This window comes from Novosphingobium sp. (assembly GCF_025351285.1).
Classification (GTDB): Bacteria; Pseudomonadota; Alphaproteobacteria; order Sphingomonadales; family Sphingomonadaceae; genus Novosphingobium.
Genome location: NZ_JANXWG010000105.1, coordinates 45,869 through 70,411, shown reverse-complemented (window position 1 = coordinate 70,411; position 24,543 = coordinate 45,869). Strand labels below are relative to the sequence as shown.

The following is a 24,543-nucleotide window of genomic DNA, read 5'->3' as shown; positions in this document are numbered from 1 at the left end:
CTGTCGCCAACCGGAAGTGACCAACTGATTTCGCCGAATTCCCACAGGGCCGCCACAAATTTTATGTAACCGAGGAGTAACCTTTTGAGAAAATTCGACCGAAGCTTGTGTGGAAAAAGCGCCAATTTATCCATATAAAACAATGGTGAGCCCTGCTGGGTTCGAACCAGCGACCTACTGATTAAAAGTCAGTTGCTCTACCGACTGAGCTAAGGGCCCCTGCGTCCTTGATCGGCGCCTCGGGAGCGGCGCGTGCGATCACCTAGTGGCGGGGCGGCGGCGGGTCAAGCGTGCGGCGAGATGCCCGATCGTGAGGCCGGTGAGTGGGTCGCGCCAGGTTCGCGCCACTTGTCGCGCGGGCATGACCACGAAATCGCGTTGGCGAAACGCCGGGTGGGGGATAGCCAAGGTGCGCGAGTGCCACGTGCCGCCGCTCCACAGCACGATGTCGAGATCGAGCACGCGCGCCGACCAGCGCTGGCCCCGCGCGCGACGACCGAAATCCTGTTCGATCGCCTTGAGCGCGGCGAGGCAGGCCGGCGGGTCCAATCGGGCTTCAACGATCGCGACGGTATTGGCATAGCGGCGCAGCGAAGGGCCGATCGGCGCGCTGATCATGACCGGCGCCGCGCTGACCACATGCAGGCCATGGCTTCCCAGCGCGCATAAGGCTGCTCCGATGACATTGCGCGGCTTTCCAAACCTGGCGTGCCTGCGGTTTGAGCCCAGCGCGACCAGGTAGTTCTGCGGCGGGCGCTCACCTCCGGCGGCGGGCATGCGTTAGAGGTCTTGCGCCAGCCGCGCGTAAAGCTCGGGCCGGCGGTCGCGGAAAAAGCCCATGCCGGCACGATGCGCACGCGCCGCGCCAAGATCGAGTGTGGCCAGCAGCACGCCGGTTTCGGCCGCGCCGTATTCGGCCAGGAAATCGCCCCACTGGTCGGTGATGAAGCTGTGGCCGTAGAAGGCCTGGCCATTTTCCTCCGATCCGATGCGGTTGGCGGCGATCACCGGAAGGCAGTTCGAGGCGGCATGGCCCAGCATCGCGCGACGCCAGATGCGGCTGGTGTCGAACCCTGAATCATACGGTTCAGAGCCGATCGCGGTCGGATAGAACAACGCTTCGGCGCCCATCAGCGCCATCGCGCGCGCGCATTCCGGGTACCACTGGTCCCAGCACACGCCCACGCCGATGGTGGTGCCGAAGACGTTCCACACGCGGAAACCGGTGTTGCCCGGGCGGAAATAGTACTTTTCCTCGTAGCCGGGCCCGTCGGGGATGTGGCTCTTGCGGTAGGTGCCCATCACTTCGCCGTCGGGCCCGATCATCGCCAGCGTGTTGTAGTAATGCTGCCCGTCGCGCTCGAAGAAGCTGGTCGGGATGGCCACGCTGTGCGCCTTCGCCAGCTTCTGCATCTCGCGGACCGAGGCGCTTTCATCCAGCGTTTGCGCCAGCGCAAAGCGGGCTTCGTCCTCGGTCACGCAAAAGTACGGCCCGGCAAACAGTTCGGGTGGCAGGATCACTTGCGCGCCGGCTTTCGCGGCCTGTTCGACCAATGCGGCCACCGCCGCGATATTCTCGGATTCGTGCGGTGATCCGAGCGGGAGTTGCAGTGCAGCGACGGTCAAGGTGGTCATTTCGGCCATCTAGCGAAATCACGTCGCAATTCCTATCTCCCTCGCCAGACAGTTGGAAAAGGCGACAAGATGGCTGAAGCAATTTTCGCAGGCGGGTGCTTCTGGTGCACCGAGGCGGTGTTCCGCATGGTCGACGGCGTGAGCCAGGTCGAAAGCGGTTATATCGGCGGCAGCGTGCCCAACCCGACGTACAAGGCGGTGTGTTCGGGCAGCACAGGCCATGCAGAGGCAATCCGGGTCACTTTCGACCCCGCTGTGGTCAGCTTGCACGATCTGCTCGACATGCACTTCGCAACGCATGATGCGACGCAGCTCAACCGCCAGGGCAACGATGTGGGCACGCAGTACCGCTCGGCGATCTTCCCGCTGGATGACACTCAACGCGCCGAAGCCGAAGCCGCGATCGCGCGCGCGCAGGCCGATTCGACCAAGCCGATCGTCACCACCATCGAAGGCCCGGCAACGTGGTATCCGGCCGAGGATTACCACAAGGAATACTGGGATGGCGAAGGCCAGCGCAATTCCTACTGCATGGCAGTGATCCCGCCCAAGCTGGCCAAATTACGCAAGGGCTATGCGGCGCGGGTCAAGGCCTGACGCCAGGCAAGGCTTCGGCAAGACCTGCGCGCTAACGTCCCGGAAACACCGCCGGAATCACCGCCGGGAGGACAGCTTGGACGACTTGCCCGATCGAAATCGCCCCGCCCGCCGGTTGTTCGCTGCCATGGGTGCGGCGCTGATTGCCTACGCTGCGCTGATCGCGTGGACCGGCCGCATCACCGTGTCATCGAAGCATGGTCCGCCGCATACTTACACCGGGCCCGAAGCGCTGCCCTGGGCGGCATTGACCGCGTGCTTCGGCCTCGCCTTGTTCGGGCCGCTATTCGCCCGATCGAGCCTGATCGCAAGTTGGATGACCTTGTGGATCGTCGCGGGCATCGCGGTGGTGCTGGTGCCCGCCTACTGGCCCTGATCGCGCTATGGAACGGCCCGCCAGCGCGCCACGAAAAAGCCGTCGAGCCCGCCCGCCTCGGCCAGCATGCCCGGATCGGTGCGCAGCCAGCCTTCGGCAGTGGGCTGCAATCCGGCCGGAAGTTCGTCCGCGCCGATCGGGTCGGGTTGCAGCGATGCCATTTCCGCCGCCTGCGCCTCGCCCTCTTCGGGTTCGAGCGAGCACACCGCGTAAACCAGCCGCCCGCCCGGTGAAAGCCATTGCGCCGCCCGGTCCAGCAACGCCTTTTGCAGCGCACCGGTCTCGTCCAGCCGCACCAACCGGTGCAGCACATCGGGGTGGCGGCGGCAGGTGCCCGTTGCGCTGCACGGCGCGTCGAGCAGGATCGCGTCGAAGCGCATGTCCGGCTCCCACGTCAGCGCATCGGCCAGCACAACGTCTGCTTCCAGCCCGGTGCGCTGGAGATTGGCGCGCAAGCGCTCCAGCCGCTTGATAGATTTGTCGAGAGCGGTGACCTTCCAGCCCGCCGCCGCAAGCTGCATCGTCTTGCCACCGGGCGCGGCACACAAGTCTAGCGCCGTCCGCCCCTCACCCGCGCCCAGCAGCTTCGCCGGCATCGTAGCGGCCAGGTCCTGCACCCACCACGCACCTTCGGCAAAGCCCGGCAATCCTTCGATCCGGCCGGCGCGAGCCACGCGAACATGGCCCGGCGCCAGCGACACACCACCCAGCTTTTCGGCCCAGGCAGCGGTTTCCGCGGAATCGCGCAAGACCAGATCGAGCGGCGGCGGTGCGGCCAAGGCCCGGGCAATCGCATCGACCCGATCGGGCCAGGCCTCGCCCCAGCGCAGCGCCACCGATTCGGGCAAAGTCGGACATTCGGGCAGGCGCGCTGCATCCTTCAACACTGCCGAGAACACGCCGTGTGCCAGCCGGCGCGGACCGCCGGTCAGCAGCGGCAGGCAGGTTGCCACCACCACGTGGCCGGGCATGTCGAGCCGCAGCGCCTGCACCAGCATCAGCCGCAGCACGCCGCGCGCCTTGGCGTCATCACCCAGCGGCAGCTTGGTCTGCGCATCGATCAGCATGTCGAGATCGGCCATCCAGCGCAGCGCTTCGGCAGCAATCGCCAAGGCCAGCGCGCGATCATCGCCGCGCGTCAGCCCCTGGCAGGCGGTGGGTGCAGCCTGGTCGAGCGCCTCGCCGCGGCGCAACACCGCATCCATCAACCGCAATGCCGCGCGGCGCGCGGGCATTCCCGGGACGTCTTCCGGCGTGAGTTTGGCTGGCGATGCGCTGTATCTTGAGGGCTGGTCCATCGGCGGCCTATCGGCGGTCATGCCCTAAATGGCAATTGCGCAACGCAGGAAGCCGCCCCATCTTGTGCCGATGAGCAAGACCGACCCAACGACCCGCGCCACGCAGCGCCCGGCAGAGTTCCAGCGCCCTTCGCACTGGACCACCACCCCCGCCCCTGAACCGCGCGCAATCGAACCGAGCGAAGACCCGGATGGGCTCAGTCCCACGCGCTTCGGAGACTGGGAACGCAACGGGATCGCCATCGATTTCTGATGGTGTTACATGGCTTTAACGCTGATTGATCGTGCGCAATTCGGGATGATGCCGCTCGATATGGCGGCGGATGATCTTCAGGTTGATACTGTTCGACCGGAACAGGAAGTCGAGCGCATCGCCCAGCAGCGGCACCGCACCCAGCGCGAAGTCGAATGCGACATTGGCGCTCATCCGCATCAGCTTCCACTTCGGCACGCCCAGCAGCCGCGCTTCGAAAACGATCCAGGCGCCCATAGCCGCAGTGATCGCATCGCCCGCAACCGGCAACAGGCCGATGATCGCATCGAGCCCGACCCTGCGGTTGGTACCCGGAATAACGAACGCGCCTTCAAGCAGGCGCTCCATCCATTCGATGCGCTGCAGGATGTCGGCCGGGCCGGTGCCCAGGCCTGGCACATCCAGCGGCATGCGCCCAGGTCGAACGGGAAGCGGTCGGATCGGAACGGGCCGCGTGGGAGTGGGTGTCATGCCCCTTACTTGGGGAGCGTCGCCAGCGGCGGCAAGGGGTGCCAGCCGAGCGGGTTGGGCGCGAACCCCGTCACCGAATTGCGCACCAGCGACCAGCGCAGCGGCCGCGCGATCGGGATGAAGCTGTTGGTTGCGGTGATTTCGGCTTCGGCTTCGGCCAGCAACGCTGCACGTTGCTGCGGATCGCGGGTGCGCCGCGCTTCTGCCACGCGCGCATCGCCGGCCGGGCTGCAGACGATTTTCACCACTTCGCAACCCAACTGGTTGAGGAACCAGCTTGCGCTGGCATAAGTCGCCACCCGATCGACCAGCCGGATTTCGGCGGGTGCGTTGGCGCTCACCGGGTGAATGCCGATGCCGATGGCGCCCCAATCCGAGCGCAACCGATCAAGCACGCGTTGCGAGCCGGTGCCTCCCGGCGTCGCCACGCGCAGCACTGCCAGCGCGTGGCCGCCGTTCTTCCAGATGGCAACCCGCGCGGCCGCTGCGGCGCGCCGCTGCGCAAAGTTGAGCGACTGCCAGCGTTCACCGATCGTGCCGAGATCACCCTGAACCTGAGGCGAGACCAGCCGCGAGGTCGCCGCCCACCCGCCGATGTTGAATGCACCAAGCAAGGTCTCGCGATCGATCGCCATCGCCAATGCCTCGCGATTGGCCGGATCACCCAGAAACCCTTCGTCGGTTTCGAATCGCAGGCCATAAAGCCCCATCACCGGATCGAGTTGCACATTGCCGCGCGTCAGCCCGCCCGCGCCGGCCAGCGGCAGGCTGTCGACGGTTCCGCCCAGCACCGCATCGACAAAGCCATCGTTGAACCGCGCAACGGCGTGACTGGCATCGGCCAGCGTGATCGACAGCTTGCGCGTCCGGCTGGCGAAATCGGGATCGATCGGCAACCCGCGCCGTTCGGGCGGCAGCAGGTCGAGCGTCACTTGCCGCGCGGCGCCTTTCGCGGTCATCGGTCCGCTACCCCGCCCGTTATAGACCAGCCCCAGTTCGGGCTGCGCGAGCAGCGCCAGCAGATCGGGCATCGGCGCCGCCAGGTCGATTTCGATCACCCGACCAGCCATCACGCGAACTTCGGTGATGGCCGCCAGGTCCGCACCCAGTGCCGAGCCACGCAAACCCGCCAGCGTCCGTCGCAGCAGCACCGCTGCTGTGTCGGCGGTGATCGGCCGGCCATCGGGCCAGTTGCCGTCACGCAGCCGGAAGATATAGTTTTCGCCATCATCGGTGACGACCCAGCGATCGGCCAGCGCGGCCACGACCCGGCCTTCGGCATCGAACCCGACCAGCCCTTCGGTGGTGGCAGCGCGAAGCATCGGGCCGGCCTGAGCAAGCGACGGCTGGCCTGCGTAAGGCCGCGATGACGCCAGTTGCGCGGCCAACCCGTCGCCGATCAGCGCAATCGGCAGCGCACCACCATCGGCACGGCCGCATCCGGCAAGCGCAAGCGTGCCGATGCATGCAAGAACCGCCGTGGGCGCAAGCTGGAAAAGCCGGGGCATCGACAGGCAGACTAGTGCGGCTTGCGGCGCGGGTCACGCCCGCAACCGCATCGCCCTGCGGAAAAGATCACGATGGGATGCCGGCGGCAACAAATACGAACAATCAGGCGGCGGTCGCCGTTGGCGCGGTCAGACCTTGCGCATCGGTCCCGCGGTATATGTGGCCACAGCGGGCTTGACGAAGCGCGGCGTGCCTTCGCCGGCAACCAACGGGCTGCGCGCCAGTTTGGGATCGATTTCGCTTAGAAATGCCACGCCGAAACGGTTGTCCTGCACCCACGCCACCACGCCTTCGACCCAGCCGAGATTGCGCAAGGCCACTTCGATCGCTTGGCCGCGCGTTACGCGCATATCACCTTCAGCCATCAAGCCCCCGGCCGAAAGGTTGCGGATCTTGGCGCGATATTCATCCGCCTCACCCACCCGGCGCACATCGGCGAGGAGGAAAAAGCTGTCGCGTCCGTCGTGGCGATGGTCTGCGTCAGTCACCTTCGTGGTTCGTCCTACTTGTCGCGAACGCCGGTCGAGCGGTCGTACTGCCGAGCGGCGCAACATGCGCCGTGCCAGCGATTCGGCATTTGCCCGCACCATTGCGACCAATTGCAGACCCGCTGATTCGCACGTGTTCTCTGCCCGTTTCCTAAAGCGGAACGGCAAACAAATGCTTAAACCGGAAAAGCTGGACGCGGCGGGTGCAAAACGAAATTCGCCTCTTTCGGCGAATGTCCAAAAAGACGCTCAGATGTCGCGGGAAATCTTTTCGCGGCGTTCATGCGCTTCTTGCGCTTCGACCGTCATCGTCGCGATCGGCCGCGCAATCAGCCGGCCGAGCCCGATCGGTTCACCGGTTACTTCGCAGAAGCCATAGTCACCTTCATCGATCCGGCGCATTGCCGAATCGATCTTGGCGATCAGCTTGCGCTGCCGATCGCGGGTGCGCAATTCAATGCTCCAGTCGGTCTCGCTCGACGCACGATCGTTGAGATCGGGTTCGCGCAAGGGGCCGTCCTGCAACGATTGCAATGTGCCAGCCGAAGCCGACAGGATCGACTTTTTCCATTCGAGCAGCAGCCGCCGGAAATAATCGAGTTGAGCCTCGCCCATGTAGGGCTCGTCGTCAGCCGGCACGTATTCGCCCGGCAGCGACCGTCGCGCTTTTGCCAGGATATCGATCTCATCGCCCAGTACCGAAGCCACACGGCTCCTCCCTAATCCAACCTTAGCGATACAAAACTCGTGCTGGCGACCGATCCTGTCGATCGCTCGCCCCGCCCTGCCGGTTATCCCGTCGGGTCACGGCATTGGCGCGGCCTATAAGTGGACCCACGGATCGGCACAAGCCATTCCTCGGTCCGCGGTTCGGCCAAAATTTTCTTCGCTTTCGCTCGATTTACCACCCCAGACTCAAGCGCAGCCGAACGTTGCGGTTTGAAGACACGCATCGCGCCCGTGAGGCGTTAACCATTTGTTGACCTTGATTGGAGAGGTTGCAGCAACGGCAAGGCGCATCGGCACCTTGCGGGGGACCCCACCGGCAGTGGTGGGCACTGTCAAAATCGCCACCGCAAGCGGTGGACAACTGGGGGTTGAGTAACATGGGTGATGCGTGGATCAGACTGGTTGGCGAAACGGGCGTTCGCGCCAATGCCACCTTTGCGGACGTCGATGCGGCCGGCATGACCGGTGACGATCTCGTCGTCGCGGCCTGCCTTGGCGCTGCCGCGCAAGGCGATACCAGCGCGCTGTTCGACCTGGGCGTGGTCTATTCGACCGGCAGCCACGGCGTGCCGAGCGACCTGGTCGAAGCGCACAAGTGGTTCAACCTGGCCGCAGTCGGCGGACACGAGGAAGCCGGATTCTGCCGCGCCGACATCTCGGATGAAATGACCGCGCGCGAAATCGCCGAAGCCCAACGCCGAGCGCGCGAATGGATCGCCGCCTCGCGCCGGGCTGCTTGAAAACTCTCTAAATCTTTTTGAACGGCGTGCGTTCACCCAGCCACATCTGGTCCTGAGCCACGCCCGCGCGTTCGCGTTCGAGGAAATCGGACACCGCGCTGCGGAAACCGGGGTTGGCGATGTAGTGCGCTGACCACGTTTGAACGGGTTCATAGCCGCGCGCCAGCTTGTGCTGGCCTTGCGCCCCCGCTTCGACGCGTTGCAGCCCCAATGCAATCGCGGCGTCGATCGCCTGGTAATAGCACAGCTCGAAGTGCAGGAACGGCTTGTCGACGATCGAGCCCCAATAGCGCCCGTACAGCGCATCGCCGCCGATGAAGTTGAGCGCGCCGGCAATCGCCTGGCGCCCATTTGATCCGGCCGCGAACGCCAGCACCAGCAGGATCTTGCCTGCCATCCGCTCGCCCAGCAGCGTGAACGCGCTGCGGGTCAGGTATGGCGTTCCCCATTTGCGCGCGCCGGTGTCCTGGTAGAACTGCCAGAACGCGTCCCAGTGTTCGGGCAGGATCGCATCGCCGGTCAGCGCACGGATCTCCACCCCTTCCTGCGCGGCGGCGCGCTCCTTGCGCAAGTCCTTGCGTTTGCGCGATGAAAGTGCTGCCAGAAACGCCTCGAAGCTATCATAGCCGCGGTTGACCCAGTGGAATTGCAAATCACTGCGCGGCAACCAGCCGGCCTTTTCGAACAGCGGCAATTGCGCCGGTTCGATAAAGGTCGCGTGCGCCGACGACAGTTCGTTCTGCTGACACATCGCCTCGGCCGCAGCGATCAATGGCGCGGCAAGGTCATCGCGCCCGCCCAGCAGCAACCGCGGTCCGGTGGCCGGCGTGAACGGCGCCGCGATCTGGAGCTTGGGGTAATACTGCCCGCCCGCGCGATGCCAGGCATCGGCCCAGGCGTGATCGAACACATATTCGCCCTGGCTGTGCGCCTTGAGATAAGCCGGCAGCGCGGCGATCGGGCGACCATCGGGGCCGTCGCCACCTGAACTGTCGATCGTGATCGGAACCGGGGTCCAGCCGCTCCTGCCGCCGACGCTGCCCGATTCTTCGAGCAATGTCAGAAAGGTGTGGCTCATGAACGGGTTGCTGGTCCCGGCCAGGGCATCCCAATCGGCTGCGGCAATCGCACCAACGCTATCGTGAATCCGCGCGCTAAAGCTCACGCGATCCCCTCACCTTCGGCAATCGGGGCATCGGCGTATCTTTCCGCGCGCTGGCGCAGGCGATCATCGCGCACCGTCCACGTCAGCAGCGGCAGCCCGCGCTTGCGCTGCTTGGCCGCCAGCTTGCTCGGCAGATCGCGCACGTCCCACGCGACAAATTCGGGCCGCGCCACCCACAACGTCATCCGCGTGCGCAAGGCGCGCAAGAACCGAGACTTGTCCCGCTCGCTCACCACCAGCCCATGCACGACGTGGTGCGAATGCGTGGCGAACCAGCGCGACACACGCGGATCGAAGCTCATCACCGCCACTGGCCCGCGATAGCCTTCGAGCACGCGCCGCACCGCAAGGCATAGCGGCGCCACGCGCAAGCCCTTGCGCGACTTGACCTCGATCAGCAGCGGCACGCGCCCGCCGACTTGCTGGAGCAGGCGCTGCAGGGTCGGGATGCCGTCGCTGGTGCCGCTCAACACGATCCGGCCCAATTGCGCAGCGCTGTGATCGATCACATCGCCGCTTTCGCCGGTCAATCGATCGAGTTCGAAATCGTGGAACACCACCGCCTGCCCGTCGCTGGTGCGCTGGACATCGCATTCGATGCCAAGGCCTTCCGCGATCGCGCGCGCAAACGCAGCGGGCGAGTTTTCAGGAACGCCGTCTGCACCATGCAGCCCGCGATGCGCATAATCCGCCTCGCGCAGCCACGCCACGCGTCCGGCCTCGGGCGGCCGGATCAGCCAGGCATCAAGTAGCGCGTAGAGCAAATATAGCATCGACTTCCACCGCCGCGCCGAGCGGGAGCACCGGCACGCCCACCGCGCTGCGCGCGTGCTTGCCCGCTTCGCCGAACGCCGCCACCATCAGTTCCGAGGCGCCGTTGGCGACTTTCGGCTGGTCGGTGAAATCGGCGGTCGAGGCGATGAAGGCGCCCAGCTTGACCACGCGTTCAACCCGATCGAGCGATCCGCCGAGCGCCGCCTTGACTTGCGCCAGCAGCATCAGCGCGCAAGCCTGCGCCGCCGCCTGGCCTTGCTCCAGCGAGACGTCCTTGCCCAGGGTGCCGCGCACCAGGTGCCCGTCGACAAACGGCAATTGGCCCGACACATGAAGCAAGCCACCCACCTCGACCGTCGGGACATAAGCCGCGACGGGTGCGGCCGCCTGCGGCAGAGTCAGGCCGAGTTCGGCCAGTTTCGCGGTTACGGCGTCGGTGATTTCGGGGGTCATCGCTTGGTCTCCTCGCTTGCGTCAATCGGGGCGCCGATGGTGTCGAGCAGCCACGGCAGCGCGTGTTCCCAGGTATCGATCCGCGCATGGGCGTGGCCGGCCAGATGCGCGCAGGAAATGTGCGGCGCCAGCAGCGGTTCGCCGCACAAATGCAGCCGCATGACCTCGGGGGTCAGTTGCCCGACCGAATCGTGGTGCTGCGGCAGATCGTCGATGAACACCGCGCGCGACGGCTGATATTCGTCGAGAATGGCTTTCAGCGCTGGACCCTTGGGCCCCTGGTTGGTGAACACGCGCAACGGCAGCCCGACATCGCGCAATTGCTGCGCCCGCGCTTCCTGGCGATGGTCGTTCAGATTGGTCAGGACCACCACGTCGGCGTGCTCGCCCAGCCGCGTCATGCTCTCGACCGCTCCCACGATCGGCTTCTGCCGATACATCTCGCTATCGAAGAAGCCGTTGAGAAGCTGCCAGATTTCCTTGGGTTCGACTTGCCCGCGCGCATCCCGATAGGTCAGTGCATTGCCCCAATCGCTGTTCTTCATCGAGAAATCGATACCGTGGACTTCGCCCAACCAATCGCGGAACGGTGCAACCATGTGCAGCAGCACCTCATCGCAATCGGTGATGACCAGCGGGCGGCTCACGACAAATGCTCCCGCGCGGTGGCGAACGATTGCGGCGCGACGTCGAGCGCGTCGGCCGCGTCGACGAGGTCATGCTCGTTGCCCAACAGGAAATCGAGCACCGCCCCAAGGATCGCAGGATTGCCAAGGCCCGAGCGCAGATCGTCGGGCGTGATCCCGGTCAAGGCCAGCAAACGATCAGCCCGCGAGGAATCGCCGAGTATCCAGCCGAGCGCGGAGAGCGCCAGCGCCTGCGGATCTGGGGAAGCCGGCTTCATCACATTTGCACCTGAGGCAGAGATTGGGAGGCAGAGATTGCCGGTTCCTTGATTGTCAGCGCCGTTCCGGGCCAATAGAGCACGGCATGCAGAGCAACACGCCCTGCTGGAAACGCGATGGCAAAAAGAATTCTGGTTGTCGAGGACAACGACCTCAACCGCAAATTGTTCTGCGATTTGCTCAGCGCCAACGGCTTCGCGGTCGAACCGGTGGCCGATGGGCGTGAAGCGATCGAACGCGCGCGCAATTTCGTGCCCAACCTGGTCATCATGGACATCCAGATGCCCAACATCTCGGGGCTGGAACTGATCGAGGCGATGAAGGCCGACAAGGACCTGCGTGCCATTCCCGTGCTGGCAGTGACGGCCTATGCCGGAAAAGGCGACGAGGAGCGCATCCGCGATGCCGGAGCGGAAGGTTACCTGGCCAAGCCGGTATCGATCGCGCCGTTCATGGTGGCGGTGCGCAAGCTGATTTGAGGCGAGCGATGGCGTTGCACCTGCATTGCAGGATCAGTGCGCGATGCTCAGATAGTAGACGCGTTCTGCCATGAAGGTCAGCACCGTGGCGCAAAGGCCGATCATGAAGATGCGATAGGCAAAGCCCAGGTAGCGGTACTTCTTGCGCTGCATGACCTGCCCGTTCTGGTAGATATCGTGCAGCATCGTGCGGAACACGGTCTCGTCAGAGTGCAGTTCGGACAGGATGGAATCGGTCCATTCGGCTTCGTCCATATAAGCGAAATATCCGAAGAACAGCTTGTTGGGATTGGCGCCCGCGGGGTTGCTCTTGCCCGGCCCGCTGATCGAGGGCAGCACCGCAAACACCGCGCAAAGCGCTGACAAGAAAGCGAAAAATGCCAGCACACCAAGCGGTAGCGGCAACGAACCGTTCTTCGCCTGGCCGACCGAGATCGTGAACACCAGGAAAGTGGCACCCATCAGGATCGACGCCTTGGCATCGGCCATCTGGCTCAGCGTCAGGTTGATCTGCTGTGAAGTGCGGACAAGATGGATCGCGTGGTTGGAAAACCCGGTCGGCGATGGCATCGATGGCGTTGCCAATGGACGCGCGGATGGTTCAACAACGGCGATCGGATCGGGCTGGTCTGCCACGTTTTCCCCCAGGGATGAATTGGTTGCAGCGCCCGATCGTTGTTGTCGCCCGAATGACACGAAACCGTAACACTTGACAAGCCGCTCGCACAGCCGCTTTTCGGCCGCATTTGTTCGGCAGTGGCGATCGATCAGCAGCCCCTGCCCTTGCAACACGGCACCGTGCGAATAAAGCAGCAGGCTGCGCTCAGGAGAATTTGACCAATGGATCGCGCCGCAACCGCCGCTCGCATCGCCGAAGTGATCGAACCCTTCAATAAGAAGGCCGTAACAATCGACGATTCCACGTCTTTCGCCGGCGATCTCGAATGGGACAGCCTGACGGTGATGGACTTTGTCGCCGCGATCGAGGACGAATTCGACATCATCATCACAATGAACCAGCAGGCCGAAATCGAGACTTACGGCCAGTTGATCGACTCTGTCGTCAACCTGCAGGGCTGAAGGAAAACCGATGAGCGAAGGTATCGACGAAGTAGACCGTCCGGTCATGCCGACAGGCGAAAAAGGCGATCTTTTCAGCAAGTTCGATGGGCTGATCGAACAGCGCCGTGCACTGCTCTCGGCCGGCATGGAAGACCCGTTCGGGCTGGTCATGCAGCGCGTGCTGTCGCCCACCGTGGCGGTATGCAACGGGCGCGAAACCATCCTGCTCGGCACCTACAACTATATGGGCATGACCTTCGACCCCGACGTCATCGCGGCGGGCAAGGAGGCGCTCGACGATTTCGGCGCTGGCACCACCGGAAGCCGGGTGTTGAACGGCACTTATGCCGGTCACAAGGCGGTCGAACAGGCGCTCAAGGACTTCTACGCCATGGACCATGCCATGGTGTTTGCCACCGGCTACCAGGCCAACCTGGGCATAATCAGCACGATCGCCGGCAAGGGCGATTACATCGTGCTCGACATCGATAGCCACGCCTCGATCTGGGACGGGTGCAAGCTGGGCGATGCCGAAGTCGTGCCGTTCCGTCACAACGACATCGAGGCGATGGAAAAGCGCCTCAAGCGCATCCCCGAAGGGGCGGGCAAGCTGGTGATCCTGGAAGGCGTCTATTCGATGCTGGGCGACATCGCGCCGCTGACGGAAATGATCGCAATCGCCAAGGCCAATGGCGCGATGGTGCTGGTGGATGAAGCGCATTCTATGGGCTTCATCGGCCCCAACGGCCGCGGCGTGGCCGAGGACCAAGGCGTGTTGGACCAGGTCGATTTCGTGATCGGCACGTTTTCGAAGTCGGTCGGCACGGTCGGCGGCTTCTGCGTTTCCAACCACCCCAAGTTCGAGATCATGCGGCTGGTGTGCCGGCCTTACGTGTTCACCGCCAGCCTGCCGCCGAGCGTGGTCGCCACCGCCGCCACCTCGATCCGCAAGCTGATGCACGGATCGAACAAGCGCGCGCACTTGTGGGAAAATTCGCGCACGCTGCACAAAGGGTTGCGCGAAATGGGCTTCAAGCTCGGCACTGAAACCCCGCAAAGCGCGATCATCTCGGTGATCATGCCCGATCTGGAGCGCGGTGCGGCGATGTGGGAAGCGCTGCTGCACGAAGGGCTCTACGTCAACCTGGCGCGCCCGCCGGCGACGCCCGCAGGCATGACCTTGCTGCGCTGTTCACTCTGTGCCGAGCATACGGCCGAACAAGTCCAGACGATCCTCGGCATGTTCCAGTGCGCCGGGGCGAAAGTCGGGGCGATCTGACGGGGGGTTTGTGATGCGAATGAGGACGATCGTCTGGATCACATCGGTCGTCCTGTTGGCTGGGTCGTTGCCCGTCGTCGCGCAGGACCTGCATGGCGACGAGCACCACGATCACGCCGCGACGAGCGCAACGCATTCGCATGACGATGATATTGCGCCGAAAACCGCCACGCTGCTCCCTGGCTACGGCGGCGGCGGTTTCACCATCAGCACCAAGGTGCCGGCCGCGCAGGCGTTCTTCTCCAACGGCATGGAACTCGGCGCGGCGTTCGCGCACACTGCGGCAACCAAGGCGATGCACGAAGCGTCGCGGCTCGACCCGGCTTGCGCGATGTGCCGATGGGGTGAGGCTCTGGTAGCCGGGCCCACGATCAACTTCGGCAAGGACGCTGATGAGCGCAAGGCACTGGCGAAGCTGGTCGATGAGGCCGCACGCTTGGCGAAAACAAGCGGCACCGCGCGCGAACGCGATTTGATCGCGGCGCTTTCGCTGCGTTACCGGCCCGGCGCAAAAACCTTCGACCACGACCAGGCCTATGCCGCGGCAATGCGCACCATGGGGGCCAAATACCCTGGCGACGACGCGATTGCGGTGCTTGCTGCCGATGCATTGCTGGTCACGGTTTTTGCGCCCGAGCATCCCGGCGACGTGCTGGAATTCGACCATAAGCCGCTCGATCAGGCCATCGCGCTGATCGAAACCGTGCTGCGGCGCAGCCCCGATTTCACCCCCGCGATCCACTTCTACATCCACGCCGAGGAAGTGCTCGATCAGCCCGAAAAGGCCGAGCCTTACGCCGACAAACTCGCCGCGCTGGCGCCGAATGCCAGCCACCTGGTGCACATGCCCAGCCACACCTTCTATTGGCTGGGCCGCTACCAGGAAGCGGCGGACACCAACTGGCGCGCGGTCGAGATCGGCAAGGCCAATGCTGCGCGGCTGGGGCTGGCGCCACCGATGGGTGTGTGGGGGCTGCCATACCACGCGCACAACGTGATCTTCGGGCTCTGCGGCGCGCTGATGGCGGGCGACTCGCGCATGGCGCTCAACCTCGCGCGGCCGCTTGTCGAACGTTCGGCTAGCGAGGCCGAGGCGCCTCCGGCAGCGCAATTGCTGTCGGCCTCGGGCTATTTCGCGTTGGCCCGGTTCGACGATCCGGCTTCGGTGCTGGCGTTGCCCGAACCGAAAACACCCTATCTCAAGGCGGCGCGTCACTATGCGCGCGGTGAGGCCTATTTGTGGTTGCGTGATCTGGCTGGCGCAAAGGCCGAAATGAAGGCGATCCCCGAGAAAATCGGCGACAAGCCGGTCAAGGGCGATTGGGAGCACGATAACCGCGCGCCCGAAGCGATGCTGGCGATCACCCGCAAAGTGCTCGAAGGCCGGATCGCGATGATCGAGGGCCGGCCGGCGGAGGCCGCCAAACTGTTCGGCGCGGCGGCTGATCTTGAAGAAACCCCCGATTTCCGACGCTTCTCCGACCCGCCCGCGTTCTGGTATCCGGTGCGGCGCGATGAGGCTGCGGCATTGCTCGCCAGCGGCGATGCGCTGGCTGCGCGACGCGCCGCGCAAGCCTCGCTTCGATTGCGGCCGCGCGATCCGGTGGCGATGGCCGTGCTGGCCCGGGCCGAGGGCGCCCTACCCCCGGTGCATTGATCGTCAGGCTTGCGCGGTTGCGGTTGCCGGGGCGCAATTCGACGCCTTCTTGCCACCGTGGCCGAGCATCGTCACCGCCAGCACGCCGCCCACTACCGCCACCACGAAGCCCACGACCACCCACAGCAAATACTTGTCGATGAACGCCTTGATCGGCGCGCCGAACAGGCGGAACAGCACGCCCACGATCATGAAGCTGATCGAGCGCGAAATCAGGCTGGCCGCCAGGAACATGCCCAGCGGCATGCCGATGAAGCCGGCGGTGATCGTTATCAGCTTGTAGGGGATCGGCGTTGCGCCCTTGGCGACGATGATCAGGAACCCCGCCTGCCCGCGCAGCAGGCACACCGCTTCGGGAAACGACTTCGACAACCCGAGTAGGTCGATCAGCTTCTGGCCGACGCTGTTGAACAGCAAGTGCCCGACTTCGTAGCCCAGCAATCCGCCGGCCACCGAAGCGATCGTGGCAATTGCGGCAAACCGCAGCGCCTTTTTCGGTTCGGCCAGGCACATCAGCCCGAGCAGTGGGTGCGGCGGCACTGGAAACACGCTCGCTTCGAGGAACGCGAACAGCGCCAGCCACCATTCGGCGTGCGGATGGGAGGCCTTGGCCAGCGTCCAGTCATACAAGCGGCGAAGCATGGGCAAGGAAATCCTCGGGCAAATGGCAATTGTGCGCGCCTTAAGCGACCGGCCAGGGATGTGCCAGCATTCTTGATGAACCTATATGGCACTTTTTGATTGACATCGTCACGCTCATTGGTTAGAGAAGACGAACATCACGAAATGCCGAGTCGCCCCACGGGCTGGCCGGCACCGCACCCTTTCGGATATTCCTTCATGACCACACCCGAAGCCGGGGCGCCCGCGCCCCAGCGGCGCGTTATCGCGCCGCGCAACTGGCGCGACCAGTTCCTCGCGCTGCTGGCCGAGACGGCGAACGTCAGCCACGCCGCGGCGCAAGCAAAGATCAGCCTCAGCCACGTCTACAAGATCCGTCGCGAGGACCGCGGCTTTGCCCGCGCCTGGCAGGCGGCGCTGTGCGAGGGCTACGATAACCTCGAAATGGCGCTGCTAAATCGCTTGCTGGCCGGCGAATCCAAGGATGGAGATGGCAAGAAGTACGACAACGCCACCGCCTTCCGCTTGCTGACGGTACACAAGGACAGCGCATCACGAGAACGGGCGCAACGCGAGAACGAGAGCGAGGAAGAAATCCTGGCCTCGATCGACGCCAAGCTCGCGGCGATGCGCGCTCGGGAGAAACAAGCGACCGCCTTGCTCACGCCAATCGTGACCGGACCGGATGACATTGATGGCACCGTTGCCGATGGCGGATGATCCGCTGCCCCGCATGGGTGATGCAACACGCGCTGCCTTTCTGTCACTCTTGTCGCGCGATGAACTCGACCGATCGCGCTGGCACTGGTCGCTTTGGGCACGCAAGGAACAATTGCCCCCGCCGGGCGACTGGCGGGTCTGGCTGATCCTCGCCGGGCGCGCCTTCGGCAAGACCCGCGCGGGTGCCGAATGGGTTCGCATGATTGCCCGGACCAATCCCGATGCGCGGATCGCGTTGATCGGCGCCTCGCTGGGCGATGCGCGCGCGGTGATGGTCGAGGGTGAAAGCGGGCTGCTCTCGGTGGGCGCACCCGATCGCGCGCCGAAATTCGAACCGTCGCTGCGGCGGCTGACGTGGGACAACGGGGCACAGGCGACGATCTACGGAGCGGCTGAGCCCGAAGCGCTGCGCGGACCGCAGCACAGCCACGCCTGGTGCGATGAACTGGGCAAGTGGGACGTGTCGGGCAATCGCGCAGAGCGATGCTGGGACAACCTGTTGCTGGGGCTTCGGCTGGGTGAAGACCCACGCATCCTGGCCACGACCACGCCGCGCGCGGTGCCGTTGCTGCGTCGCTTGCTAGCCGAAGAGGCGAGCGGCGACGTGATCGTGACGCGCGGTGCGAGCCGCGCCAACATTGCCAATTTGCCGCGCAAATTCTTGAAAGACATGGAGAACACCTACGGCCAGAGCGCGCTCGGCCGGCAGGAACTGGAGGGCGAGATGCTCGATGACCTGCCCGGCGCGCTGTGGACGCGCGCCATGTTCGAGCAGGCCCGCGTAGCGCGTGTTCCGCCGATGAAGCGCGTGGTGATCGGGGTGGACCCGCCCGCCAGCGCGCACGGCGATGCTTGCGGAATCGTGGTTTGCGGGCTGGGTGATGATGGGCTGGCTTATGTCCAGGCTGACCTAACCGTCGAAAAGGCCAGCCCCGAACGCTGGGCGCGCGCCGTGTCCAATGCTTCGGCAATCTGGCAGGCCGATCGCGTGGTGGCCGAAGCCAACCAGGGCGGTGCGATGGTCGGCAGCGTGCTGCGCGCGGCCAATTCGGCGCTGCCGATCAAGCTGGTTCACGCCCGCCACGGCAAGGGCGCGCGGGCTGAACCGGTGGCGGCGTTGTACGAGTGCGGACGCGTGCGGCACGCAGACATGTTTCCGCAGCTCGAGGATGAATTGTGCGGGCTGATGGTGGGGGGCGAATATCGCGGCCCCGGCCGTTCGCCCGACCGTGCCGACGCCTGCGTGTGGGCGCTGACAGAACTGATGCTCGGCGGTGCCAGCGAACCGCGCGTGCGGCTCGCTTAAGCACCACGAACGCCTGACTTTTAACCGAAAGGGTTTCCATGTCGTTTTTGCAGTCGCTTGCGGCCGCCTTCAAGGGCGTGCCCGCAGCCGAGAGGCCGCCACTGGCGCGCAGCTTCGTTTCGCCGTGGCAGACCGCCGATTGGCGGGGTGGCGATGCGCGCGCGCCGTTCCATTACAACACGGCGGTGCGCGCGGCCTACTTGCGCAATCCGGTGGCGCAGCGCGCGGTGCGGCTGGTGGCCGAGGGGATTGCCGGAGCGCCGCTGAGCGCGTCCGATCCTGCGCTGATGGCGCTGGTGGCGGAAACCAGCGCAGGGCAGACATTGCTCGAAACGCTGGCGAGCCAGGTGCTGCTGCATGGCAATGGTTATGTGCAGGTGTTGCGCGATGACTTCGGCCGGCCAGCCGAATTGTTCGCATTGCGGCCCGAACGGATCACGATCCAGCCCGACGCCAATGGCTGGCCGGCGGCTTATGCCTATCAGGTTTCGGACCAGCGGCTGGTGATCCCGGCGACCGATGATTTCGGCCGGGTCAACATCATCCATATCAAGGACTTCCATCCGATCGACGATCACTACGGCGTCGGGTGCCTGGCTGCGGCGGACGAGGCGGTGGCGATCCATAACGCTGCCGCTGCGTGGAACCTGGCGCTGCTGGAAAATGCGGCGCGGCCTTCGGGGGCGCTGGTTTACGATCCGGGCGAGCCCGGCGCGGCGTTGACCGCCGACCAGTTCGATCGGGTCAAGGAAGAACTCGCCACCGCGTTTGCAGGGCAAGGCAACGCCGGGCGGCCGATGCTCTTGGATGGCGGGCTCAAGTGGCAGTCGATGTCGATGTCGCCCGCCGACATGGATTTTGCCACGCTGAAGGCCGCCGCCGCGCGCGACATTTCGCTGGCCTTCGGGGTGCCGCCGATGATGCTCGGCCTGCCGGGCGACTCAACTTACAACAATTACCGCGAGGCCAACCGCGCGCTGTGGCGGCTGACGATCCTGCCGCTGGCTTCGAAACTGCTCTCCGCGCTGACCGAGGGGCTGGTCGATGCATTTCCAGAAGCGAGCGTCACGGTCGATCTCGATCGTGTGCCCGCGCTGGCCGAGGACCGCGAGATGCTGTGGGCTCAGCTTACCAAGGCCGATTTCCTGACCCGCGACGAAAAGCGCGCAATGCTGGGAATCCCGCCTGACAACCAGGAGCCAGGAACATGAGCGCGCCGCAACCATCCGCCGCCAACCGCCCGATGAGCAACGAGGACATGCTCGCCCGGCTGATCGCGCAGGCCGAAGGATCGGGCTGCGAAATGGTGACCTTGCGCGCCATCGTAGAGGAAGCGTGCGACCTCGGCGCCGCGAGGGTGCTCGATCGGATGGGGTTGTCCGATCCCTCGGCGCATCAGGACCTGACCGAATTGCGCGAATTGCTGCGCGCCTGGCGCGACGCCAAGGCGAGCGCGTGGAAGGCCGCGATCGAATGGGTCGTGCGGCTGGCGCTGGCCGGGCTGCTGTTCGGCATCGCAGTGCGGCACGGCTTTTGGGATCTGGTCAAGTGAGCGGCGCGGGCGATCCCCCCGCCGTGCCGGTGCGCTTCGCGGGCTATGCCGCGATCTTCGGCAAGCGCGACCTGGGCGGCGACGTGATCCACCCCGGAGCCTTTGCGCGCAGTCTGGCCGCGCGCGCCGCCGATGGTCCGCTGCCGGTGTTCTGGCAGCACCGGCCCGACCGGCGGATCGGCACGATCGACACGATTGCGGAAGACGAACGCGGCTTGCGCGTGATCGGCACGCTGACCGATCCCGGTGCCGCCGCGCTGCTGCGCGATCGCACGGTGCGCGGGCTGTCGTTCGGATACCGCGCAACCGCTGCGCGACGCACAGCCGCAGGGCGCGATTTGCAGGCGGTCGATCTGTTCGAGGTCAGCCTCGTAACGCAGCCAATGCAACCGCTGGCGCAAGTCCATCTCGTCCGGCCCTGATCGGCCGTCCCCTCGATATTTCAAGGCAGTTTCCCCCGCCGCAGCGCCCCCTGCGGGCCAATCTCGCAGGCCAGCGGCATTTTCACGCAAGAAAGGACGTCCCCTAATGGACAATCAGGATATGACCGATCCGCTCGCCGCGTCGTTCGACGTTGTAGCGCGGCAGGATGCGCAGGAAGCCGATCTGGCGACGCTGCGATCCGATGTCGATGAAGTGAAGGGCCGGCTCGAAAAGGTCAGCCTGGCCGCCAGCCGCGCGCCGATCAGCGGATCGCGCTCCGGATCGACCGAGATGAAGAGCTTCGTCAACGGCTTCCTGCGCCATGGCCGCGAGAGCGAACTCAAGTCGATGTCGATCGGTTCGCCGGCCGATGGCGGCTATACGGTGCCGCGCGAAATCGACGTCGAAATTCAGCGCCAGTTGCTCAAGCTCAGCCCGATCCGCACCATCGCACATGTCGTCCAGGTCGGCACGGCCGGTTACCGCAAGCTGGTCTCGCTCGGCAGCGTGGCTTCGGGCTGGGTGGGTGAGACCGATGCGCGGCCCGATACGGCGACGCAAAAGTTCGCCGAGATCGCACCGACGTTCGGCGAACTGTATGCCAATCCGGCGGCGAGCCAAGCCATGCTCGACGATTCGATGTTCGATGTCGAAACCTGGCTGGCCACCGAAATCGCGCGCGAATTTGCGCGTGCCGAGGGCGCCGCGTTCGTCAACGGCACCGGCGCCAATGTGCCGCAGGGCTTCCTTGCTGCACCGACCAGCACCGCCATCGACGGAACCCGCGCGTTCGGTTCGCTCCAGTATCTGGCCACCGGGAACGCCACCGGGCTCGACCCGACCGCACCCGATGCCAAGCTGATCGATCTGGTCCACGCGGTTAAGCCCGGCCACCGTCAGGGCGCGGTGTGGGTGATGAATTCGACCACCTTGGCCTCGATCCGCAAGATCAAGACCGCGATGGGTGAATTCCTGTGGCAGGCCAGCCTGGTCGACGGGCTGCCCGACAAGCTGCTTGGCTATCCGGTGATCGAGAGCGCCGACATGCCCGATATCGGTGCCGGTGCCTTCCCGATCGCGTTCGGCAACTTCCAGAACGGTTACCTTATCGCGGAACGCTCGGCCACGTCGATCCTGCGCGATCCCTACACCAACAAGCCGTTCGTGCGGTTCTACGCCACGCGGCGGATCGGTGGGCAGGTGCTCGACAGCGAAGCGATCAAGCTGATCAAGATCTCGACGTAACCGCCGTGATCCGGGCCGCGTCCTGACGGGCCGGCCCGATTCCGGGCGCTGCGCTAACACCATCTGTCTTGGCGCGCCCCGGCGCGCTCGCGGCGGGTTGATCCCCCTTTGCCCGCCGCGGGCGCCTTCTTTCTTGCCTCCCGTCCCACCAATTTTCCGGAGATTGCCATGAAGCGGGCAATAGTCGCGCCGCCGCTGCTGTCCCCGGCGGCGCTTACCGAACTCAAGGCCTGGCTAGGGATCGCGCTCGGCCGCGACGATGCCGAACTGGGCGCGCTGCTGGCTGCTGCGCTAGAAATCTGCGAGGGCTTCACCGGGCAGTTGCCGCTGCTAAGCGGTTGCGAGGACGTGCTGGCCGCGCATGTCTGGTGGCAATCGCTGTCGGCGCGACCGGTGCAGGCGATCACTGGCGTATTCGCGCTGGGGCTCGACGGCACGCGCAGGGCGTTGGCCCTAACCGAATACATGATCGACCTCGATGCCGATGGCGGCGGTCGAGTGCGGCTATCGGCCCCGATCAGCGAAACGCGCATCGTGGTTTCCTATTCAGCCGGCGTGTCGACGGGTTGGGAGCAACTGCCCGAAGGCATCCGCCAAGGCGTGATCCGGCTGGCGGCGTTCCAGCATCGCGAACGTGAGGCGGACCGTCCGGCTCCCGTGCCGCCCGCTGCTGTGGCGGCGCTGTGGCGGCCGTGGCGCCGGGTGCATCTGACATGATCAGCGCGACCGCAGATTTCGGCGGGCTGCTGCAAGCGCTTGAGAACGTGGCGACACGACTAGCTGCGCAGTCGCCCGGCAACGCCGGTCCGCGCGATCCGCTGCGCTGGCGCCAGCCGCATTTGCTGTGGCCGCACTTGGTCCATCACCATCAGAAAGGGACCGCCAAATGGAAATCGCCTTCCGCGCCGCGCTAATTGCCTGGCTGGCCGCCGACAGCGCGCTGGCATCGGGGCTCAACGCGATTGTCGAGGAAGCGCCGTCGCGCACCGCATTGCCCTGGCTGGCGCTGACCGCCAGCGCGAGCACCGACTGGGGCACCAAGGACTTGCGCGGGCGCGAAGTCCGCGTTGCGCTCGAACTCAATTATCGCGGCGATGATCCGCTGTCCGAAGCCGCGCTGGTGGCAGCGATCGAACGGCGCGTGGAAGCGATGCCCGCCGACCAATCGGCAGCGGGCTTCCGCCTCGTCAACCTCACTTTCATGCGGGCCAAGGCCGAGCAGCGCGGCGAAGCGTTGCGCGCGCTGATGCTCGATTACCGGGCGCGCGTACTCGCCGCCTGAGCGAACCAATCCTCTTATAAAAGGACAAGATTCATGGCTGCACAGAAGGGAAGCGCGTTCCTGCTCAAGATCAGCGACGGCAATGCCACGCCGGCGTTCAACACGGTGGCGGGTTTGCGCACCACACAGATGTCGATCGCGGGTGAACTCGTCGTGGTGACAAGCAAGGATTCGGGCGGCTGGCGCGAATTGCTGTCGGGTGCCGGCGTGCGCACGGTGTCGGTCAGCGCGGCGGGGATTTTCCTGGGCAGCGCGGCCGAAGCGCAAGTGCGTGCCCGCGCGCTCGACGGGTCGATCACCGATTACCAGCTTTCGTTCGAGGACGGATCCAAGCTTGTTGGCCGGTTCCTGGTGTCGAAGCTCGATTATGCCGGCGATTTCAATGGCGAGCGCAATTACACGCTGACGCTCGAAAGCTCGGGCGCGGTGTTGCCCCAATGACCGGCAACGTGAGCGCCAATCGCTGGCGCGGCGAGGTTGCGCTGCATCTGGGGCCGGTGGCGCACGTGTTGCGGCCGAGCTTTTCGGCGCTGGTTGCCGCCGAGGACGAACTCGGCTCGCTGTTCGCGTTGATCGAACGGGCGAGCGCGGGCCAACTTCGGCTGACCGAGCTGGCCGGATTGTTCTGGCACTGCCTGGCCGACCGCACGGACATGACACGAGAGGCTTTCTCCGAGGATGTTGCCCAAGCCGGCCTCGCGCGGTGCACCGAGCCGCTCAAGGCGCTGCTCGTGCAGGTGCTCAAAGGCGGCGAATGAGCGCGCTGTTCGGCGAGGCGGCGGCGCGGCTTTCGGGCCAGGTCGCGCTGATGCTCGGGTGGAGCCCGGATCGGTTCTGGGCGGCAACCCCCGAGGAACTGGCGACAATCCTTCTCGCCGCAGCCCCCAATCCCGGTGCGACGATGAGCCGCGCCACTCTCGATTCGCTGATGGAGCAACATGGTGACAAATGACCTCAATTCGCTGGTGGTCGACGTGCGGGCCAACACGCAGGGCTTCGCCACCGATATCCAGCAATTGCGCAGCAGCTTCGATTCGATCGTGGTCGGGGGTTTTTCCAAGGCCGGATCGACGCTCGAGACCGGGCTGGTCAGCGCAATCAAGCGCGGCACATTGGGCTTCGGCGATCTGCGATCGACCGCGCTGAGCGTCATCAACGACATTACCGGGCAGGCGGTGCGATCGGGGCTCGGCTCGTTCGGGCTGGGCGGTGGCGGCGGGTCCGGCGGTGGCGGGAGTCTGCTCGGGCTTGTCGGCGCTGTCAGTTCGCTGTTCGGGTTGCCCGGCCGCGCCACCGGTGGGCCGGTCTCGCCCGGCCGAGGCTTCGTCGTCGGCGAAAACGGGCCCGAGCTGTTCGTGCCGACCTCGGCCGGGCAAGTCGTGCCCGCCGGCGGCGGTTCGACGCGCAACGTTAACGTGTCGATCAAGGTGATGGCGCCGGCCGGTGCCTCTGCACCCGAAAGCCTGGCGCGATCGAGCCGTCAGATCGCGCAATCGGTCCGCCGCGCTCTCGCCGATTATTGAG

Annotated in this window: 34 protein-coding genes and 1 tRNA gene; 20 read left to right on the top strand and 15 right to left on the bottom strand. The window is 65.2% G+C overall.

Annotation, left to right across the window (positions count from 1 at the left end; all coding sequences use genetic code 11):
- Positions 1–143: 143 nt before the first annotated feature.
- From Q0R16_RS13410 to aguB, 3 genes are all read right to left on the bottom strand, one after another.
- A tRNA-Lys gene (locus Q0R16_RS13410) sits at positions 144–219 on the bottom strand.
- Positions 220–258: 39 nt separating this feature from the next.
- Positions 259–777, bottom strand: coding sequence for a 2-amino-4-hydroxy-6-hydroxymethyldihydropteridine diphosphokinase (folK, locus tag Q0R16_RS13405; RefSeq protein WP_295636889.1), 519 nt, complete (start codon positions 775–777; stop codon positions 259–261).
- A 3-nt stretch (positions 778–780) separates the two neighbouring features.
- Complete coding sequence (gene aguB, locus Q0R16_RS13400) at positions 781–1,635, bottom strand: N-carbamoylputrescine amidase (protein WP_295636989.1); 855 nt, start codon at positions 1,633–1,635, stop codon at positions 781–783.
- A gap of 69 nt (positions 1,636–1,704) precedes the next feature.
- Between aguB and msrA the strand changes: the two genes are divergently transcribed.
- Positions 1,705–2,232 carry a peptide-methionine (S)-S-oxide reductase MsrA gene (msrA, locus tag Q0R16_RS13395; protein WP_295636886.1) on the top strand — a complete coding sequence of 176 codons (528 nt, stop codon included), beginning with the start codon at positions 1,705–1,707 and terminating at the stop codon, positions 2,230–2,232.
- Positions 2,233–2,308: 76 nt separating this feature from the next.
- The gene (locus tag Q0R16_RS13390) at positions 2,309–2,608 is read left to right on the top strand and encodes a hypothetical protein (protein WP_295636884.1); all 300 of its coding nucleotides are present in this window, start codon (positions 2,309–2,311) and stop codon (positions 2,606–2,608) included.
- A 5-nt stretch (positions 2,609–2,613) separates the two neighbouring features.
- Here Q0R16_RS13390 and Q0R16_RS13385 read toward each other — a convergent pair whose 3' ends face one another.
- Positions 2,614–3,843: an RsmB/NOP family class I SAM-dependent RNA methyltransferase gene (locus tag Q0R16_RS13385; protein WP_295636881.1), complete on the bottom strand. Its 1,230-nt coding sequence runs from the start codon at positions 3,841–3,843 to the stop codon at positions 2,614–2,616.
- A gap of 133 nt (positions 3,844–3,976) precedes the next feature.
- Between Q0R16_RS13385 and Q0R16_RS13380 the strand changes: the two genes are divergently transcribed.
- Positions 3,977–4,159 carry a DUF1674 domain-containing protein gene (locus tag Q0R16_RS13380; protein ID WP_295636879.1) on the top strand — a complete coding sequence of 61 codons (183 nt, stop codon included), beginning with the start codon at positions 3,977–3,979 and terminating at the stop codon, positions 4,157–4,159.
- 15 nt (positions 4,160–4,174) lie between these two features.
- On the opposite strand, the gene Q0R16_RS13375 is transcribed toward Q0R16_RS13380, so the two are convergent.
- From Q0R16_RS13375 to dksA, 4 genes are all read right to left on the bottom strand, one after another.
- Positions 4,175–4,630 carry a DUF4112 domain-containing protein gene (locus tag Q0R16_RS13375; RefSeq protein WP_366857680.1) on the bottom strand — a complete coding sequence of 152 codons (456 nt, stop codon included), beginning with the start codon at positions 4,628–4,630 and terminating at the stop codon, positions 4,175–4,177.
- A gap of 5 nt (positions 4,631–4,635) precedes the next feature.
- Complete coding sequence (locus Q0R16_RS13370) at positions 4,636–6,138, bottom strand: ABC transporter substrate-binding protein (protein WP_295636876.1); 1,503 nt, start codon at positions 6,136–6,138, stop codon at positions 4,636–4,638.
- A gap of 129 nt (positions 6,139–6,267) precedes the next feature.
- Positions 6,268–6,627, bottom strand: coding sequence for a PilZ domain-containing protein (locus tag Q0R16_RS13365; protein ID WP_295636873.1), 360 nt, complete (start codon positions 6,625–6,627; stop codon positions 6,268–6,270).
- Positions 6,628–6,876: 249 nt separating this feature from the next.
- Positions 6,877–7,335 carry an RNA polymerase-binding protein DksA gene (dksA, locus tag Q0R16_RS13360; protein WP_295636870.1) on the bottom strand — a complete coding sequence of 153 codons (459 nt, stop codon included), beginning with the start codon at positions 7,333–7,335 and terminating at the stop codon, positions 6,877–6,879.
- Positions 7,336–7,814: 479 nt separating this feature from the next.
- On the opposite strand from dksA, the gene Q0R16_RS13355 reads away from it, so the two are divergent.
- A complete protein-coding gene (locus tag Q0R16_RS13355) occupies positions 7,815–8,096 on the top strand; it encodes a hypothetical protein (RefSeq protein WP_295636984.1) in 282 nt (93 codons plus the stop codon).
- A 7-nt stretch (positions 8,097–8,103) separates the two neighbouring features.
- Here the strand turns inward: Q0R16_RS13355 and Q0R16_RS13350 are convergent, their stop codons facing one another.
- Genes Q0R16_RS13350 through Q0R16_RS13330 form a run of 5 tightly spaced genes read right to left on the bottom strand, consistent with a single transcriptional unit; the run spans position 8,104 to position 11,392 of the window.
- Complete coding sequence (locus Q0R16_RS13350) at positions 8,104–9,261, bottom strand: GNAT family N-acetyltransferase (protein WP_295636867.1); 1,158 nt, start codon at positions 9,259–9,261, stop codon at positions 8,104–8,106.
- Positions 9,258–10,034: a glycerophosphodiester phosphodiesterase family protein gene (locus Q0R16_RS13345; protein WP_295636863.1), complete on the bottom strand. Its 777-nt coding sequence runs from the start codon at positions 10,032–10,034 to the stop codon at positions 9,258–9,260. Before Q0R16_RS13345 ends, Q0R16_RS13350 begins: the two co-directional genes overlap by 4 nt.
- Positions 10,006–10,488, bottom strand: coding sequence for a RidA family protein (locus Q0R16_RS13340; protein ID WP_295636860.1), 483 nt, complete (start codon positions 10,486–10,488; stop codon positions 10,006–10,008). Before Q0R16_RS13340 ends, Q0R16_RS13345 begins: the two co-directional genes overlap by 29 nt.
- The gene (locus Q0R16_RS13335; protein ID WP_295636858.1) at positions 10,485–11,135 is read right to left on the bottom strand and encodes an HAD family hydrolase; all 651 of its coding nucleotides are present in this window, start codon (positions 11,133–11,135) and stop codon (positions 10,485–10,487) included. The genes Q0R16_RS13340 and Q0R16_RS13335 overlap by 4 nt, the downstream gene beginning before the upstream one ends.
- On the bottom strand, positions 11,132–11,392 hold the full coding sequence (locus Q0R16_RS13330; RefSeq protein ID WP_295636856.1) for a DUF3572 domain-containing protein: 261 nt from the start codon (positions 11,390–11,392) through the stop codon (positions 11,132–11,134). Before Q0R16_RS13330 ends, Q0R16_RS13335 begins: the two co-directional genes overlap by 4 nt.
- A 117-nt stretch (positions 11,393–11,509) precedes the next feature.
- Between Q0R16_RS13330 and Q0R16_RS13325 the strand changes: the two genes are divergently transcribed.
- Positions 11,510–11,872, top strand: coding sequence for a response regulator (locus tag Q0R16_RS13325; protein WP_295636852.1), 363 nt, complete (start codon positions 11,510–11,512; stop codon positions 11,870–11,872).
- Positions 11,873–11,905: 33 nt separating this feature from the next.
- On the opposite strand, the gene Q0R16_RS13320 is transcribed toward Q0R16_RS13325, so the two are convergent.
- Positions 11,906–12,442, bottom strand: a complete 537-nt coding sequence (locus Q0R16_RS13320) for a Pycsar system effector family protein (RefSeq protein WP_295636849.1) — start codon at positions 12,440–12,442, stop codon at positions 11,906–11,908.
- A 270-nt stretch (positions 12,443–12,712) separates the two neighbouring features.
- Here Q0R16_RS13320 and Q0R16_RS13315 point away from each other — a divergent pair, with 270 nt between their 5' ends.
- From Q0R16_RS13315 to Q0R16_RS13305, 3 genes are read left to right on the top strand one after another with little or no spacing between them, the layout of a single operon-like run.
- Entirely contained in the window at positions 12,713–12,952 is a 240-nt protein-coding gene (locus tag Q0R16_RS13315) for an acyl carrier protein (protein ID WP_295636847.1), read from the top strand.
- A 10-nt stretch (positions 12,953–12,962) separates the two neighbouring features.
- Entirely contained in the window at positions 12,963–14,213 is a 1,251-nt protein-coding gene (locus Q0R16_RS13310) for an aminotransferase class I/II-fold pyridoxal phosphate-dependent enzyme (RefSeq protein ID WP_295636844.1), read from the top strand.
- Positions 14,214–14,226: 13 nt separating this feature from the next.
- Complete coding sequence (locus tag Q0R16_RS13305; RefSeq protein ID WP_295636841.1) at positions 14,227–15,870, top strand: hypothetical protein; 1,644 nt, start codon at positions 14,227–14,229, stop codon at positions 15,868–15,870.
- A 3-nt stretch (positions 15,871–15,873) separates the two neighbouring features.
- On the opposite strand, the gene Q0R16_RS13300 is transcribed toward Q0R16_RS13305, so the two are convergent.
- Positions 15,874–16,512, bottom strand: a complete 639-nt coding sequence (locus Q0R16_RS13300) for a YqaA family protein (protein WP_295636838.1) — start codon at positions 16,510–16,512, stop codon at positions 15,874–15,876.
- Positions 16,513–16,710: 198 nt separating this feature from the next.
- Here Q0R16_RS13300 and Q0R16_RS13295 point away from each other — a divergent pair, with 198 nt between their 5' ends.
- The 12 genes from Q0R16_RS13295 to Q0R16_RS13240 all read left to right on the top strand — a co-directional run bounded on the left by Q0R16_RS13295 (position 16,711) and on the right by Q0R16_RS13240 (position 24,542).
- Positions 16,711–17,211, top strand: a complete 501-nt coding sequence (locus tag Q0R16_RS13295) for a hypothetical protein (RefSeq protein WP_295636835.1) — start codon at positions 16,711–16,713, stop codon at positions 17,209–17,211.
- The gene (locus tag Q0R16_RS13290) at positions 17,177–18,517 is read left to right on the top strand and encodes a terminase family protein (protein WP_295636832.1); all 1,341 of its coding nucleotides are present in this window, start codon (positions 17,177–17,179) and stop codon (positions 18,515–18,517) included. The genes Q0R16_RS13295 and Q0R16_RS13290 overlap by 35 nt, the downstream gene beginning before the upstream one ends.
- 38 nt (positions 18,518–18,555) lie before the next feature.
- Positions 18,556–19,728 (top strand): phage portal protein, encoded by a 1,173-nt coding sequence (locus tag Q0R16_RS13285; RefSeq protein ID WP_295636829.1) that lies wholly within the window; start codon positions 18,556–18,558, stop codon positions 19,726–19,728.
- 32 nt (positions 19,729–19,760) lie between these two features.
- Positions 19,761–20,069: a DUF6127 family protein gene (locus tag Q0R16_RS13280; protein ID WP_295636981.1), complete on the top strand. Its 309-nt coding sequence runs from the start codon at positions 19,761–19,763 to the stop codon at positions 20,067–20,069.
- Positions 20,066–20,491: an HK97 family phage prohead protease gene (locus Q0R16_RS13275; RefSeq protein WP_295636826.1), complete on the top strand. Its 426-nt coding sequence runs from the start codon at positions 20,066–20,068 to the stop codon at positions 20,489–20,491. Before Q0R16_RS13280 ends, Q0R16_RS13275 begins: the two co-directional genes overlap by 4 nt.
- Positions 20,492–20,597: 106 nt before the next feature.
- Positions 20,598–21,737, top strand: coding sequence for a phage major capsid protein (locus tag Q0R16_RS13270; RefSeq protein ID WP_295636823.1), 1,140 nt, complete (start codon positions 20,598–20,600; stop codon positions 21,735–21,737).
- A gap of 168 nt (positions 21,738–21,905) precedes the next feature.
- Positions 21,906–22,454: a hypothetical protein gene (locus Q0R16_RS13265; RefSeq protein ID WP_295636821.1), complete on the top strand. Its 549-nt coding sequence runs from the start codon at positions 21,906–21,908 to the stop codon at positions 22,452–22,454.
- Positions 22,455–22,623: 169 nt separating this feature from the next.
- The gene (locus Q0R16_RS13260; RefSeq protein ID WP_295636818.1) at positions 22,624–23,019 is read left to right on the top strand and encodes a DUF3168 domain-containing protein; all 396 of its coding nucleotides are present in this window, start codon (positions 22,624–22,626) and stop codon (positions 23,017–23,019) included.
- 33 nt (positions 23,020–23,052) lie between these two features.
- Complete coding sequence (locus tag Q0R16_RS13255) at positions 23,053–23,460, top strand: phage major tail protein, TP901-1 family (protein WP_295636815.1); 408 nt, start codon at positions 23,053–23,055, stop codon at positions 23,458–23,460.
- On the top strand, positions 23,457–23,777 hold the full coding sequence (locus Q0R16_RS13250; protein WP_295636813.1) for a gene transfer agent family protein: 321 nt from the start codon (positions 23,457–23,459) through the stop codon (positions 23,775–23,777). Before Q0R16_RS13255 ends, Q0R16_RS13250 begins: the two co-directional genes overlap by 4 nt.
- Entirely contained in the window at positions 23,774–23,971 is a 198-nt protein-coding gene (locus Q0R16_RS13245) for a phage tail assembly chaperone (RefSeq protein ID WP_295636810.1), read from the top strand. Before Q0R16_RS13250 ends, Q0R16_RS13245 begins: the two co-directional genes overlap by 4 nt.
- The gene (locus Q0R16_RS13240) at positions 23,961–24,542 is read left to right on the top strand and encodes a tail tape measure protein (RefSeq protein WP_295636807.1); all 582 of its coding nucleotides are present in this window, start codon (positions 23,961–23,963) and stop codon (positions 24,540–24,542) included. The genes Q0R16_RS13245 and Q0R16_RS13240 overlap by 11 nt, the downstream gene beginning before the upstream one ends.
- Position 24,543: the final 1 nt, after the last annotated feature.